This window comes from Streptomyces sp. NPDC055140 (assembly GCF_053607285.1).
The window spans coordinates 89,707-103,283 of the sequence record NZ_JBSGTG010000017.1 but is presented as its reverse complement, the minus strand read 5'-3'; the positions used below and the strand labels follow the sequence as shown (position 1 = coordinate 103,283).

General features: G+C 70.3%; 18 protein-coding genes. 9 read left to right on the top strand and 9 right to left on the bottom strand.

Annotated features, from left to right (window positions below; genetic code table 11):
* Positions 1-95: 95 nt before the first annotated feature.
* Both ACWFR4_RS28855 and ACWFR4_RS28850 read left to right on the top strand, forming a co-directional pair.
* Positions 96-1,286, top strand: a complete 1,191-nt coding sequence (locus ACWFR4_RS28855; protein ID WP_453655236.1) for a DUF2786 domain-containing protein — start codon at positions 96-98, stop codon at positions 1,284-1,286.
* A gap of 48 nt (positions 1,287-1,334) precedes the next feature.
* Positions 1,335-3,521 carry an FUSC family protein gene (locus tag ACWFR4_RS28850; protein ID WP_453655234.1) on the top strand — a complete coding sequence of 729 codons (2,187 nt, stop codon included), beginning with the start codon at positions 1,335-1,337 and terminating at the stop codon, positions 3,519-3,521.
* Between the two features lie 140 nt (positions 3,522-3,661).
* Here ACWFR4_RS28850 and ACWFR4_RS28845 read toward each other — a convergent pair whose 3' ends face one another.
* The 3 genes from ACWFR4_RS28845 to rpmB form a co-directional block, all read right to left on the bottom strand.
* Entirely contained in the window at positions 3,662-4,153 is a 492-nt protein-coding gene (locus tag ACWFR4_RS28845) for a hypothetical protein (protein ID WP_453655232.1), read from the bottom strand.
* A gap of 75 nt (positions 4,154-4,228) precedes the next feature.
* Positions 4,229-4,534, bottom strand: a complete 306-nt coding sequence (gene rpsN / locus ACWFR4_RS28840) for a 30S ribosomal protein S14 (RefSeq protein ID WP_453655230.1) — start codon at positions 4,532-4,534, stop codon at positions 4,229-4,231.
* Entirely contained in the window at positions 4,534-4,770 is a 237-nt protein-coding gene (gene rpmB / locus ACWFR4_RS28835) for a 50S ribosomal protein L28 (protein WP_453457805.1), read from the bottom strand. The genes rpsN and rpmB overlap by 1 nt, the downstream gene beginning before the upstream one ends.
* Before the next feature lie 93 nt (positions 4,771-4,863).
* On the opposite strand from rpmB, the gene rpmG reads away from it, so the two are divergent.
* Together rpmG and ACWFR4_RS28825 are read left to right on the top strand one after the other, a co-directional pair.
* Positions 4,864-5,028, top strand: coding sequence for a 50S ribosomal protein L33 (rpmG, locus tag ACWFR4_RS28830; RefSeq protein WP_376599878.1), 165 nt, complete (start codon positions 4,864-4,866; stop codon positions 5,026-5,028).
* Between the two features lie 5 nt (positions 5,029-5,033).
* Positions 5,034-5,288, top strand: coding sequence for a type B 50S ribosomal protein L31 (locus tag ACWFR4_RS28825; protein ID WP_453457800.1), 255 nt, complete (start codon positions 5,034-5,036; stop codon positions 5,286-5,288).
* 123 nt (positions 5,289-5,411) lie between these two features.
* Here the strand turns inward: ACWFR4_RS28825 and ACWFR4_RS28820 are convergent, their stop codons facing one another.
* Positions 5,412-6,869, bottom strand: a complete 1,458-nt coding sequence (locus ACWFR4_RS28820) for an aldehyde dehydrogenase family protein (RefSeq protein ID WP_453655227.1) — start codon at positions 6,867-6,869, stop codon at positions 5,412-5,414.
* 158 nt (positions 6,870-7,027) lie between these two features.
* The gene (locus ACWFR4_RS28815; RefSeq protein WP_453457794.1) at positions 7,028-7,894 is read right to left on the bottom strand and encodes a helix-turn-helix domain-containing protein; all 867 of its coding nucleotides are present in this window, start codon (positions 7,892-7,894) and stop codon (positions 7,028-7,030) included.
* A gap of 266 nt (positions 7,895-8,160) precedes the next feature.
* Between ACWFR4_RS28815 and ACWFR4_RS28810 the strand changes: the two genes are divergently transcribed.
* Positions 8,161-8,643 carry an ATP-binding protein gene (locus tag ACWFR4_RS28810; protein WP_266672906.1) on the top strand — a complete coding sequence of 161 codons (483 nt, stop codon included), beginning with the start codon at positions 8,161-8,163 and terminating at the stop codon, positions 8,641-8,643.
* A gap of 174 nt (positions 8,644-8,817) precedes the next feature.
* Here ACWFR4_RS28810 and ACWFR4_RS28805 read toward each other — a convergent pair whose 3' ends face one another.
* The 4 genes from ACWFR4_RS28805 to ACWFR4_RS28790 form a co-directional block, all read right to left on the bottom strand.
* Positions 8,818-9,060 carry a DUF397 domain-containing protein gene (locus ACWFR4_RS28805; protein ID WP_100597687.1) on the bottom strand — a complete coding sequence of 81 codons (243 nt, stop codon included), beginning with the start codon at positions 9,058-9,060 and terminating at the stop codon, positions 8,818-8,820.
* A gap of 141 nt (positions 9,061-9,201) precedes the next feature.
* Positions 9,202-9,645 (bottom strand): SRPBCC family protein, encoded by a 444-nt coding sequence (locus ACWFR4_RS28800; RefSeq protein WP_453457791.1) that lies wholly within the window; start codon positions 9,643-9,645, stop codon positions 9,202-9,204.
* A complete protein-coding gene (locus tag ACWFR4_RS28795; protein ID WP_453457788.1) occupies positions 9,642-9,998 on the bottom strand; it encodes an ArsR/SmtB family transcription factor in 357 nt (118 codons plus the stop codon). Before ACWFR4_RS28795 ends, ACWFR4_RS28800 begins: the two co-directional genes overlap by 4 nt.
* Before the next feature lie 5 nt (positions 9,999-10,003).
* Positions 10,004-10,390, bottom strand: a complete 387-nt coding sequence (locus tag ACWFR4_RS28790) for a glyoxalase superfamily protein (protein ID WP_453655226.1) — start codon at positions 10,388-10,390, stop codon at positions 10,004-10,006.
* Between the two features lie 156 nt (positions 10,391-10,546).
* Here ACWFR4_RS28790 and ACWFR4_RS28785 point away from each other — a divergent pair, with 156 nt between their 5' ends.
* From ACWFR4_RS28785 to ACWFR4_RS28770, 4 genes are all read left to right on the top strand, one after another.
* Positions 10,547-11,083, top strand: a complete 537-nt coding sequence (locus ACWFR4_RS28785) for a DinB family protein (protein ID WP_453655224.1) — start codon at positions 10,547-10,549, stop codon at positions 11,081-11,083.
* An 18-nt stretch (positions 11,084-11,101) separates the two neighbouring features.
* The gene (locus tag ACWFR4_RS28780; RefSeq protein WP_453655222.1) at positions 11,102-11,743 is read left to right on the top strand and encodes a PadR family transcriptional regulator; all 642 of its coding nucleotides are present in this window, start codon (positions 11,102-11,104) and stop codon (positions 11,741-11,743) included.
* A gap of 85 nt (positions 11,744-11,828) precedes the next feature.
* The gene (locus ACWFR4_RS28775; RefSeq protein WP_453655220.1) at positions 11,829-12,806 is read left to right on the top strand and encodes an ATP-binding cassette domain-containing protein; all 978 of its coding nucleotides are present in this window, start codon (positions 11,829-11,831) and stop codon (positions 12,804-12,806) included.
* Positions 12,803-13,573 carry an ABC transporter permease gene (locus ACWFR4_RS28770; protein WP_453655218.1) on the top strand — a complete coding sequence of 257 codons (771 nt, stop codon included), beginning with the start codon at positions 12,803-12,805 and terminating at the stop codon, positions 13,571-13,573. Before ACWFR4_RS28775 ends, ACWFR4_RS28770 begins: the two co-directional genes overlap by 4 nt.
* The last annotated feature ends 4 nt before the right edge of the window (positions 13,574-13,577 follow it).

Genomic DNA, 13,577 nt, shown 5'->3' with positions numbered 1-13,577 from the left:
AAGAGAAGACACGGCAGGCCGCACGGGAGGCCGCACGGCAGACCGTATGGCAGACCGCGCGGCAGATCAGACAGGCAAGGAGGCGGCGCCCCCGCATGACGGAACGTACGACGCGGACCACGGTCGAGCAGGCCTTCGCCGCCGCCCTGTACGGGGAGGGTGCGGAGGCCGGGCTCGACACGGGCGCGTCCCTGCTCGCCGCCGACCTGTCCGCCGACACCCAACTCGCCCTGCGTGGACAGGAGTTCGTACGCCGGGCCTGGGAGCGCGGCTGGCAGCCCGCCGACGTCATGCGCATCGTCGTACGCGACCTCGAAGAGGCCCCGCACGGACACGTCGCGGCCCGCCTGATCCGGGCCGAGACCGCGCGTTACGAGTACCTGCCCCCGCGCTGGGACGTGCAGCTCGCCGACCTGCCGCAGGACACGAGTGCTGGCGGGGGCCCGCGTCTGGACCGCTTCTCGTACGCCACCGCCGTCCTGGAGCTGTATCGCCTGCTCCTGCGGCTCCCGCCGATCGAGGCCGTGGGGCCCGTGCCGGGCGAGTCCATGGCGCGGCCCGTCGCGGGGGAGCCGCGCGAGCTCGCCCGGATCCGTGCGCTGCTCGCCAAGGCCGAGGCGACCGCCTACCCGCCGGAGGCCGAGGCGCTGGCGGCGAAGGCGCAGGAGCTGATGACCAGGCACAGCGTCGACGCGGCGCTTCTCGCGGCCCGTACGCACGCGAAGGACACGCCCGTCGCGTGCCGGATCGGTGTGGACGCCCCGTACGAGATGGCGAAGGCGGCCCTCCTGGACGCGGTCGCGTCGGCGAACCGCTGCCGCGCGGTGTGGAACAGCGGTTTCGGCTTCTCCACGGTCGTCGGCTTCGAGTCCGACCTGGAGGCGGTGGAGCTGCTCCATACGTCGCTGCTGGTGCAGGGCACGGCGGCGATGACGCGGGCCGAGGCCGAGCAGCGCGCCGGGGGGCGTAAGCGGACCAAGACGTTCAGGCAGGCGTTCCTCGCCGCGTACGCGCACCGCATAGGCGACCGGCTCGCGGCGGTGGCGGAGGAGGTGACCGGCCAGAGCCAGGAGGGCGGGCTGCTGCCGGTCCTGGCGGCGCGCGATGTCGCGGTGGCCGGCCGGACCGACGACATGTTCCCGCAGACAGTGACGACGCGGGTACGGGGCGTCAGCGACGGCGCCGGCTGGGCGGAGGGCGTGGCGGCCGCCGACCGAGCCCGCGTCACGGACCGCGCCCGCGGCTCCGGCCGCGCCGAGGTGCGCGGCGGCGGCACGCCCCGGTGAACCGAACCACCGCGACCCATATGCCTGACTCGCCCGTATCCTGACGGAGTGAGCTGGTTCCGGGCGCTGAAGGACACCACCCGCTCGGGCCTGAGTGTCGAGCGGAAACGCCTGGAACCCCTGGTCGCGCTGCGTGGCGCCGCCGGTCTGGCCATCGTGATCACGGTCAGCCTCACGTTCTTCGGCCCGGCGGTCGCGGCGAGCTCCGCGTTCGGTGCGTTCCAGGCGGCGATCGCCACGTTCCAGCGCAGCTGGCGCCCCCGCCCCGAGCTGGCCGTCGTCTCCGGCGCGAGCCTGGGCGTCTCGACGTTCCTCGGCTACCTCACCGGCGGCCACCTCGTCCTCTTCCTCGCGCTCCTGGTCCTGTGGACGTTCCTGGCGGGTCTGGCCTGGGCGGCGGGCCCGACGATCGGGATCATCGCGTCGTCGAACGTCGCGATGATGCTGGTCACGATCACCCTGCCGACGTCGGTCGCGAACGCCGCCGGGCACGCCGCGATGATGATCTTCGGCGGTCTCGTCCAGGCTGCCCTCGTGGTCCTCTTCCCGGTACGCAGATGGGGCGCGCACCGCGACGCCCTGGCCGACGCGCTCGCCGCGGAGGCCGACTACGCGCGTCGGCTGCGCCACGACCCCGTCGCCCCGTTCGACGGCGAACCGCTGATGCTGGCGCGCAACGCCGCCGCGCTCACCCCGCGCCAGGCCCGCACCCGCCCGGCCCAGCTGCGCGGCGCCCGCGGCATCGCCGAACGCATCCGCCCGGTTCTCGCCTCGCTCGCGGACCCGGCGGTCGGCGTCCCGGACGAGGGGCCCGAACGCGAGCGTGTCCTGGAACTCCTGGGCGCGGCGGGCTCGATCCTGGACGCGGCGGCGCGGGCGATCCGCCACGGCGCGCCGGTCACGGTGCCCCCGGCGGCGGTCGCCACGTTCAAGACGCCCGACACGGGGGCGATCCTGTCCGGCCCGGCGAAGCGAGCGGCGGCACGCCTCGGCTCGCTCCTGACGGACGTACTGGAGACAGCGGGCGCGCGGACGGACACCCAGCACCCCGAGCCCCGCAACGAGACCGCCCATCTCAGCCGCCCCACCCTCGTCCGGCTGGTCCCCATCGCGGCGGGAGCGATGCGCAGGGAGCTGTACCGCGGGTCGCCGATTCTCAGGCACGCCATCAGGGTGTCGGCCGTCGCGGCGGTCGGTTACCTCATCGGCACCGCCCTCCCCTTCGGTCACGGTTACTGGGCGCCGATGGCCGCCGTCATGGTCATGCGCCCCGACTTCTCGCAGACGTACTCGCGCGCGGTGGCCCGTTTCGGCGGCACGCTCATCGGGGTCGCCCTCGCCACCGGGCTCGTCCAGGTCGCCCACCCGGACACCGGCCTCTCCGCGACGCTCGCCGTGATCTGCGCGGGCCTGATGTACCTCGTGATGCGTACGGGCCAGCTCGCCGCGCAGGCCTGCGTCGCCGCGTACGTCGTGTTCCTGCTCGGCATGGGCGGTGAGGCGTGGGACCAGACGGTCCCCGAGCGGGTCGTGCTCACGCTCGTCGGCGGCCTCCTCGCGATGCTGGCGTACGCGGTGTACCCGGCCTGGGAGACGCCCAGACTGCGCACGCGGCTCGCGGACTGGCTGCTCGCCCTCGGCCGGTACGGCGCCGCCGTGATCGGCCGCTACGCGGAGCCCGGCGGCGGGAACCTGCCCGATGTGCGCGAGGCCCTGCTCGCCGCCCGCACGGCCGAACTCGCCTGGCAGGAGGCCGCGTCCAGGGCGCGGACCGAACCGGTGCGCCACCGCGGCCTCTCACGCGCCGCGGCCGACGACGCCGAACACGCCCTGCGGCACATCGGCCGGGTCGAGATGCTGATGGAGGCGCACCTCCCCGAACGTGACGCGACCCCGGTCCCGGCGGCCGCCCGCCTCGTGAAGGCGCTGCTCACCGCCACGGAGGACGGCGCGCGTTCGGTGCGCGAGCGCCGGGTGCCGCGCTGGCAGGCGGTACGGGACGCTCTCGCGGACTGGGACGGCGAGGGCGTACCGGACCGGGTCGTACGCAGGGGCGCGGGCCTGCTCCTCGAAGCCCTGGAGGACCTCTCGGACGCACTCGACACCGACGTACCCCCGATCACCCTGAAGCCCGACGGCCCGCACACGCCTGACACCCCGAAGCCCGGCGCCCCGAAGCTCGGCGCGCGGAAAGCCGAAGGGCCGCCCGGTCCGGAGGATCGAGCGGCCCAATAACGGGGAGCAACGACGAAGAAACCGCCCGAGCCGCCCGAGCCGCCCGAGCCGCCCGAGCCGCCCGAGCCGCCCGAGCCGCCCGAGCCGCCCGAGCCGCCCGAGCCGCCCGAGCCGCCCGAGTCGCTCGACTCGGCCCCGCGTCAGGACTTGGGCAGCCCCATTGTCGGGAACCCCGACGGCAGCTTCCCGTCGTCCGTCTTGCGGAACGTGTCGTCCCCGAAGCCCTCCCACGACACCTTCAGCGTCGTGGCGTCGACGGACTTGACCTGCCCCATGTTCCGGTCGGTGTTCCCGTCGGCGCACTTCAGGGTGACCATCTGCATGCCCATCTCGTCGCCGGCGGTCCCGCTGCACACGTGCTCGCCGACCAGGGCCACCTTCTTGCCGCTGATGAGCAGGGCGACGCTCTTGCCCTGGGACGCGGTGACCCAACTCCCCTGAAGGCTCCCGGACTTCCCGCCGGAACCGGAACCGGACCCACCCGTGTCGGCCCCCGTGGACGCCGAGGTCTGCGGCGTCTCCTTGGACTTGCCGCTGTCGCCCCCGTCGCCGCTGTCGCTGCTGCATCCGGTGATCACGAGCGCCGCGGCAACTCCCGCCGCGGCGGCACCGATCCGTACGCGCTTGAGCACAAGATCCCCCTACGTTGCGGATGTGACTGCCGGTACGTGGCCCGGCCCGCAGCAAGCTACCAGCCGCCCCTCACGTCACCAGGAAGACTTCCGCACTCCGGGCAGGAAGCCCGCTTGCGCCTGCTCACGCAGGTTCACCCGGGAGGGACCGAAGGTGCGCAGGCGCCCGCGCGGCCGGCCGTCGACACTGTCGCGGTTGCGTACGCGCGTGGCGCTCGCGTCCCTCGGCTGACCTGCCAACTCCTCTTGTGTGGCTGCCCGCTCCATCCCGGTGGACGACAGCCGGCGGACGATCTCGTTGAGCTCGGCCCGGCGCGCGGCGCAGCGGGCGACGACCCTCCGGCGCTTCTCATTCTTCGCGATCTTGCTCTTCTTGGTCATCAGATCCTCACTCCACGGGCACGAATCCTGACGACGGCGGCCTCGACGCCGATCGCGTCGACGGTCCTGATCGCCCTGGCGCTCAGTCGCAGCCGTACGTGCCGGCCCTCGCTCGGCAGCCAGTAGCGCTTGCGCTGGACGTTGGGGTCGAAGCGGCGTGACGTGCGCCGGTGGGAGTGGGAGATGCGGTTGCCGAAGCCGGGGGCGGCCCCGGTCGGCATGCAGTGTGCGGACATGGCGACGCACCTCTCTCGGTGAATGTGGCCCCGTAAGCGGAGCTGTGACCCGGATCATTTTGGAAACGGGATTCATTTTCATATACTAGCCACATGGCACGCACCGAACTCCGCCCAGTGATCAAGCTCAGGTCCACCGCGGGTACGGGCTACACCTACGTCACCCGCAAGAACCGCCGTAACGACCCCGACCGCGTGACCCTGCGCAAGTACGACCCGGTCGCAGGCCACCACGTCGACTTCCGAGAGGAGCGCTGAGCCCCGTGCGAAAGGACATCCATCCCTCCTACGGCCCGGTCGTCTTCCGTGACCGTGCCGCGAACCACGCCTTCCTGACCTGCTCGACCGCCACCAGCGACAAGACCGTCGAGTGGGAGGACGGCCGGACCTACCCCGTCATCGACGTCGAGATCTCGAACGTGAGCCACCCCTTCTACACGGGCAACGCGCGGGTACTCGACACCGCCGGGCGCGTGGAGCGCTTCGAGCGGCGCTTCGGGAAGCGGGGCGGTCGGTGACCCGGCTGCCAGCAGTGATCGTCGGCGGCCTGCACGCGCAAACGCGTATCGGCGGCCTGCGCGCGCAAACGCGCCGGGCCGCCGCTCGCGTTCAGACCTCCAGGAGCGGGTCGAACGCGCGCGTCAGAACGGGAACTGGCTCCGGCCGTGCTGCACGGAGATCCACTTCTGCGTGGTGAACGCCTCGATGGTCGCCTCGCCGTTCAGCCGGCCGAGCCCGGACCGCTTCTCGCCGCCGAACGCGACGAGCGGCTCGTCGTGCACCGTCCCGTCGTTGACGTGGATCATCCCGGTGTCGATGCGCCGCGCGAACGCGACGCCCCGCTCCACGTCCCGCGTGTGCACGGCCCCGCTCAGCCCGTACGGGGTGTCGTTCGCGACGGCCACCGCCTCCTCGTCCCCGTCGAAGGGGATGAGGAGCGCGACAGGACCGAAGATCTCCTGCCGCAGCACCGGGGAGTCGGCCGGCAGGCCCGTCAGGACGCTCGGCTCGACCAGATTGCCGACGGTCTTGCCGTGCAGCAACGCGGTCGCGCCTTCCGCGAGCGCCTGGTCGACGACGCCCGAAACGGCTTCCGCCTGCGTGGAGTTGATGACCGGGCCGATGACGGTCGACGGGTCGCGGGGGTCGCCCACCTTGAGGGACCTGACCTTGGCGACGAACTTCTCGGTGAACTCCTTCTCCACCTTGCGGTCCACCAGGATCCGGTTGGCGGCCATGCAGACCTGGCCCTGGTGCACGTACCGGCTGAAGACCGCCGCGTCGACGGCGTAGTCGACGTCCGCGTCGTCGAGCACGGTCAGTGCGCTGTTGCCGCCCAGCTCCAGGACGGCGTGCTTGAACTGCGAGGCGCACACCGTCGCGACGTGCTGGCCCACCGCGTCGGAGCCGGTGAAGGAGATGACCTTCGGCACGGGGTGGGTGAGGAGCGCGTCGCCTATCTCGGCGATGTCGGTGATGACGACGTTGAGCAGACCGGCCGGAAGGCCCGCATCCTCGAAGATCTTCGCGACCAGGGAGCCACCGCAGATCGGAGTGTTCTGGTGCGGCTTGAGAACCACGGCGTTGCCGAGGGCCAGCGCGGGCGCGACCGACTTCAGCGACAGCAGGAACGGGAAGTTGAAGGGGCTGATGACGCCCACGACGCCGACGGGAACGCGGTAGACCCGGTTCTCCTTGCCGTCGACGGGCGACGGGATGACCCGCCCCTGCGGGCGCAGCGCCAGCTGGATCGACTCGCGCAGGAACTCCTTGGCGAGATGCAGCTCGAACCCGGCCTTCAGCCGCGTACCGCCGAGCTCGTCGACGATCGCGTCGGATATCTCGTCCTCGCGCTCCTCGACCAGGCGCAGCGCCCGCTCGAACACCAGGCGTCGTGTGTAGGCGTTGGTGTCCGCCCAGCTCTTCTGCGCCCGCTCGGCCGCGCGGTAGGCCTCGTCGACCTCGTCGGCCGACGCCACGGTGATGGAGGCCAGCTTCTCGCCGCTGTACGGGTTGAAGTCGATGATGTCCCACGCCCCGCTGCCGGGACGCCATGAACCGTCGATGTATTGCTGGGCCAGTTCGGTGAAGTAGGACATGAGATCCCTTGCTGCTGCCGGCAGACACCTAATGGCTCGTCATCTTACGTCTGTACCAGTCGAGTTGTGGCCTGGTTGGGACGCCTGGCCGATCGCCGCCGATCGGGAATCGTGCCGGAAGGAGCGGTTTCTGGCCAGCCTTGGTCAGCAGGTATGGGTCAGGCGGCCTTCGCCAGCAGGCCCCGGAGAATGTCCACGCTCTCCGCGGGCGTCGGGCACTCCGCCTGAAGCTGCTCCATCGCCCGCGCGTACTGCGTGACGTCCTCGCGCTTGTCGAGGTACAGGGCGCTGGTGAGCTGCTCCATGTAGACGATGTCCGAGAGGTCGGACTCCGGGAAGCTGAGCATCGCGAAGGCGCCGGTCTCACCCGAGTGGCCACCGAAGCCGAACGGCATGACCTGAAGTGTGACGTTGGACCGCTCGGAGATGTCGATCAGATGCTGGAGCTGACCCTGCATCACCTTCGGTCCGCCGTACGGGCGTTGCAGCGCCGCCTCGTCGAGCACCACGTGGAACTCGGGGGCGTGCTCGGAGACGAGGAGCTTCTGCCGCTCGAGGCGCAGCGCCACGCGCCGGTCGATGTCCGCCCTCGGTGCGTCCTTCATGCCCCGGGCGACGACCGCGTGCGCGTACCCCTCGGTCTGCAGCAGCCCGTGCACGAACTGCACCTCGTAGGCGCGGATGAGCGACGCGGCGCCCTCCAGGCCTACATAGGTGGGGAACCAGCCGGGCAGGACGTCCGAGTACGTATGCCACCAGCCCGCGACGTTGGCCTCCTTGACGAGGGAGAGGAGCGCGCCGCGCTCCGCCTCGTCGGCGACTCCGTACAGGGTCAGCAGGTCCTCGACGTCCCTGGCCTTGAAGCTCACCCGTCCCAACTCCATGCGGCTGATCTTCGATTCGGATGCGCGGATCGAGTAGCCGGCCGCTTCCCGGGTGATGCCACGCGATTCGCGCAGACGCCTCAGTTGCGAGCCCAGCAGGATGCGTCGCACCACCGAGCCGCTCGACTCTCCCGCACTCACGTCGCTCCACCCTCCCGATCGCTCCAGCAGCCGAAGTCTGCCATTAAAACGCTCCGGCCCGTACTCGTTCGGTTACAGAAACGGAAAGGTTGCGAAAGGTCTCCACAAGAAGTCGTGGGAAGAAATGAGCAACAAGTGGTACGCGGGGGGACAGGACGGGCGCGTGCACGTGCATCTGCCCTTGCATCTGCTGTACGCATTCGGAACGATGGCCCACGCACCACCGCTCCACTCGCTATGTACCGCGAATCCCGGGAGTGCCTCGCATGGGGACGAATGGACCGGCCATGCTCGAGCCGTTAAGGCAGGGGCTTCCGCCACTCGACCCTTCAGCCGTTTCCAGCTCCGCCTCCTGCGCACTTCCCGCACGGTACGAAGCGGTGGGCAGCGCCCGTAAGTTCACGCGCGGGACGCTCGACGGCTGGGACGTGGCGGAGAGATTCGACGACGTCTGTCTCGTCGTCTCCGAACTCGTCACCAACGCCCTGCGGCACGCGCTGCCCTCGGACACCCCGCGCTCGCAGGACCCGCCGGTGCGGCTGCACCTGATGCGCTGGACCTCACGCCTGGTGTGCGCGGTGCGCGACCCCAGCGACGAGAGCCCTGTCGCCCGCGAGGCGGAGGACGACTTCAATGCCGAATCGGGCCGCGGCCTGTTCCTGGTCGACTCGTTCAGCGACAGCTGGGGCTGGCATCCGCTGGCCGGCACGCTGAACGGGAAAGTGGTGTGGGCGCTGTTCCGGCTGTGAGGCCCGGCAACTGGCCAGTGCTATTTTTCAGTTGACGGCTGATGAGTGGCGGGTGACGACTTGCGGCTGTCACCTGTCACCCGGCAGCTGACCGTCAGCTGACAGATATCGTCATCTGTCATCTGCCAGTTGTCACCCGTCAGTTGTCATCTGTCAGGTGTCGCCCGGCAACTGTCACCCGTCAGCTATCAGGTGGTCGAACTCCCCGTCCTTGACGCCCAGCAGCATCGCCTCGATTTCGGCGGGCGTGTAGACGAGGGCCGGGCCCTCCGGGAAGTTCGAGTTGCGCATAGCCACTCGTCCCCCCGGCAATTTCGCGAACTCCACGCAGGAGCCTTGTGAGTTGCTGTGCCTGCTCTTCTGCCAGACCACACCGTGAAGTTCCGTGGCCGCCATGCCGTTGTACACGTGGTGCACAGGTCGCTCCCCGGTCGTGCTGTGGCCTATGAGGCTCATGTGGCCAGTGAGTCAGGTGTAGTGGTCAACTGTCCTGGATCATAGCTGCGTTCACATGCCGATGCATGGGCAGATGCACGTGCACGGGGGGTGTTCCCACGGTTACAGCTCTTCGAGCGTCTGCCCCAGCGCCCGCATGACATGCGAACGCCAGCCCCCGTCCATGATCTTCCGCGCCATCATCTGTGCCGGATCGTCCGGATCGAATCCGTCGTGCACTAGGAAGAGACGCGTGCCACGGCCTTCTGGCTCCAGGTTCCACGTAATGGTCCAGTCCGCAGAATTGGCCGGATCCCGGTCCTGCCACCGGACGCTGAGCATCCGCTCCTCCTCGTACGCGAGGACCTCGACGTCGACGGTGCCGGAGAAGCCGGTGTTGGGTCGCGGCACGGTCGTCATCACGTACCGGTGGCCCACCTCGAGGCGGAAGTCCGCACTGCCCGGCATCAGCCACTGGGCGATCAGCTCGGGTTCGGTGAGGGCGCGCCAGACCTTGGCGGGCGGGTGGGGGAGGAACTGGTCGACGGTGATGCTCGTGAGGCTCATGACCCGTCATCGTCGGGCATGCGGTCGAGGAGTTCGGCGAGCCCGTTCAGGCGGCCGCGCCAGAACCGCTCGTACGGATGGAGCCAGTCCTGCACCTCGGCCAGGGGGGCGCCCTCGAGCCGGTAGATGCGCTGCCGTCCCGCGCGCTCCTCCGATACGAGGCCGGCCTCGCGCAGCACCTTGAGGTGCTCCGAGAGGCTGGGCCGGCGCATCGCGAAGTGGTCGGCGAGGGCCTGGACGGGCTGTGGGCCCTCGTCCCTGAGGAGGCGGAGCACCTCGCGTCGTGTTCCGTTGGCGAGCGCGGCGAACAGCCGGTCCTGGCCGGCGGTGTCGGTCGCGCTCGTAGTCGCCATCGGCGTCAGAAGCCTTCCTTCTCCGTGATGAGCATCAGTGCGTTGCCGTCCGGGTCGCTGAAGGAGGCCATACGCCCCCACGGCACGTCGTCGGGGCCGGTGACCTCGGCTCCGGCGGCGGTGAGCCGCGCGCAGTCGGCGTCGACGTCGGTCGTCACCAACATGATCCCCCGCGCCGAACCCGGGGTGAAATCCCCCATGCCCGGTCCCGCCAGCGTGAAGACGGTCCGCGCGCCCGCGGGCGCGACCTGGAGCCAGCGGCCCGGCGGCATCTCGCGGTCGGCCGTGACTTCAAAGCCGAGTACGTCGACGTAGAAGCGCAGAGCGCGGTCCTGGTCGGCGACGGGGAGGGTGATGAAGGAGGCGTGCGTGATGTTCGTGTGGCTGCTCATGCCCCGACTATAGGTAGGAATTTCCCTACGCGTCAAAGGTAGGGAAATTCCTACGCGATACGTTCCCGGGTGGTGCCGCTCAAGGGACAGGAGTGGACCGCGATTCCCCCTACCTTCGTCCGTACAGGCGGCGGAACCGATGGAAGGCGGCCCACGATGGCGACTCAAGGGAACGCGGAGATCCGCGGCGACGAACGCGGCACGCTCCTGATCTTCCTCGCCGGGCAGCGCGGCGCCGTCCGCCGGGCCGTGCTCGGGCTGACCGACGAGCAGGCCGCGACGACGCCGAGCGCCAGCGCCCTGTCGCTGTCCGGGCTGGTCAAGCACGTCGCGGAGACCGAGCAGGGCTGGGTGGCGCGGGCCCGGCAGGTCGCGCCCGACATGCAGCGCACCGAGGCGAACTGGGCCGACAGTTTCCAGCTCGTGGGCGACGAGTCCGTCGAGTCGGTGCTCGCCTACTGGGGCAAGGTGGCGCTGGCCACCGAGGAGTTCATCCGGTCGGTGCCGAGCCTCGACGACACGTTCCCGCTGCCCCGTCATCACTGGTCGCCGGACGAGGGGGAGGTGTCCGTGCGGTGGCTGCTGCTCCATCTGATCCGGGAGGCGGCCCGGCACGCGGGGCACGCGGACATCATCCGCGAGTCCCTGGACGGGAAGACGGCGTACGAGCTGGTGGCGATGGCGCGGGAGTGACGTCCTACGCTGGGGCCCATGTCAGCGATCCGCCTCCTGGTCCTCGGGGCCGTACGCCAGCACGGCCGCGCGCATGGTTACCAGGTGCGCAACGACCTCGAGTACTGGGGCGCGCACGAGTGGTCGAACGCCAAGCCCGGGTCGATCTATCACGCGCTCAAGCAGATGGCGAAGCAGGGATTCCTCGTCGCGCACGAGATCGCGCCCTCCACGGCCGGCGGCCCGCCGCGCACCGAGTACGAGATCACGGACAGGGGCACCGAGGAGTTCCTCACGCTCCTGCGGGAGGCGCTCGTGACGTACGACCAGAAGCCGGACGTCCTCTCGGCCGCGCTCGGCTTCATCGTCGATCTGCCGCGGCGGGAAGCGGTGGAGCTGCTGCGGCGGCGCGTGGACGGCATCGAGGAATGGCGGCGCGCGGTCACCGAGTACTACACGCCCGAGGACGGGCCCGAACGGCTCGGCCACATCGGCGAGATCATGAATTTCTGGGTGCACTCGGCCGACACGGGCGCGGAGTGGACGCGGGGGCTGATCGGCCGGATCGAGGGCGGCGCGTACACGTTCGCAGGGGAGGGTGAGCCCTTTGTCGGGGTGCTCGCCGAGGGGCAGGAGAACCCCTACGCCAAGGGTGAGCCGCATCCCGAGGATTCGCATTAATCAAGTTTGACTAGCGATGAGGGCGGAGATACCTTTCGCGAGGTAGTCAAATTTGAGTACTTAGGTTCTCGGTGGGAGGAGCCGGATGACCGACGCGATCATCGTCGAGGGCGCACGGAAGCGGTACGGGGACAAGTGGGCGCTGGACGGGCTCGACCTCACGGTCACCCGCGGCACCGTCCACGGGCTGCTCGGGCCGAACGGCGCGGGCAAGACGACGGCCGTCCGCACCATGACGACGCTGCTGCGGGCCGACGAGGGCCGGGTCGAGGTGGCGGGTTACGACGTGCGGCGGCAGGCGGGCGAGGTGCGGCGCCGCATCGGGCTCCTCGGCCAGCACGCGGCGGTGGACGAGGAGCTCGGCGGGTGGCAGAACCTGGAGATGTTCGGACGCCTCCACCACCTGGGCGCCCGGCGCGCGCGAGTGCGGGCCGGCGAACTCCTTGAGCGCTTCGGCCTCGCCGGGACCGGGCGCAAGCCGGTCAGGCAGTACAGCGGCGGCATGCGGCGCCGGCTCGATCTGGCCGCCTCGCTCATCACGGACCCCGAGGTGCTCTTCCTGGACGAGCCGACGACGGGCCTCGATCCGGGTGGGCGCGCCGAGGTGTGGGGCGCGGTGCGCTCGCTGGTCGGGGGCGGTACGACGGTGCTGCTCACGACGCAGTATCTGGAGGAGGCCGACCAGCTCGCCGACCGCATCTCGGTCGTGGACCGGGGCCGGGTCGCCGCCGAGGGGACGGCCGACGAGCTGAAGGCGCGGCTCGGCGGTGACCGGATCGACGTCGTCGTGCGGGACGGGGCTCAACTGGACGTAGCGGCAGGGCTGTTGCCGGACGGTGCCACGGTCGACGCGGACCGCCGGCTGGTCAGCGCGCCCGTCGCCGACCGGATGGCCGCCCTCGCCGAGGCCGTGCGCGCGCTTCAGGACGCGGGTGTGGAGGCGGAGGACATCGCGGTGCGCAGACCGACGCTGGACGAGGTGTTCCTGCATCTGACGGGACCGGGACAGAAGGGCACGACGGAACGTGGACACGTGGCGGACCGGCCGGAGGTGACCGCATGAGTATGCCGATGAGCTGGGCCGTCGCCGACTCGTGGACCATGACGCGGCGCGAGTTTGCGCGCTGGGCGCGGCAGCCCACGCAGATCGTGGTGGGTCTGGTCTTCCCGGCGATGTTGCTGCTGATGTTCGGCTTCCTGATCGGCGGCGGCAAGGGCGTCGAGGGCGAGTACGTCGACTATCTGGTGCCGGGCATGCTTGCGTTGACCATGGCCTTCGGGCTCGAGGCGACGATGCTGGCGGTGACGCAGGATCTCAACAAGGGCGTGATCGACCGGTTCAGATCGATGCCGATGGTCAACGGGGCGGTGCTGGTGGGCCGTTCGGCTGCCGACATGCTCCAGTCGGCGGCCGCGCTTGTCGTGATGACCGGCGTCGGTTACGTGATCGGCTGGCGTCCGCACGGCTCGACCGGGGCCCTCCTGGGCGCGCTCGGCCTGCTGCTCCTCTTCCGGTTCGCGATGCTGTGGATCGGCATCCATCTGGCGATGGTGGCGGGGAAGCCGGAGCTGGTGCAGGCCGTGCAGATCCTGGTCTGGCCGGTCGGATTCCTGTCGAACGCGCTCGCCGAGCCCGGCTCGATGCCCGGCTGGCTGGGCACGGTCGTCGAGTGGAACCCGATGTCGCACACGGCGACGGCCGTACGGGACCTGTTCGGCGGCCCCGGTGGGGAGCCGGGGCATCTGTGGGCCGCGGTGCTCTGGCCGCTCGCGCTGCTCGCGGTGTTCTTCCCGCTGGCGGTACGGAAGTTCGCGGCGCTCAGCACATAGGGCT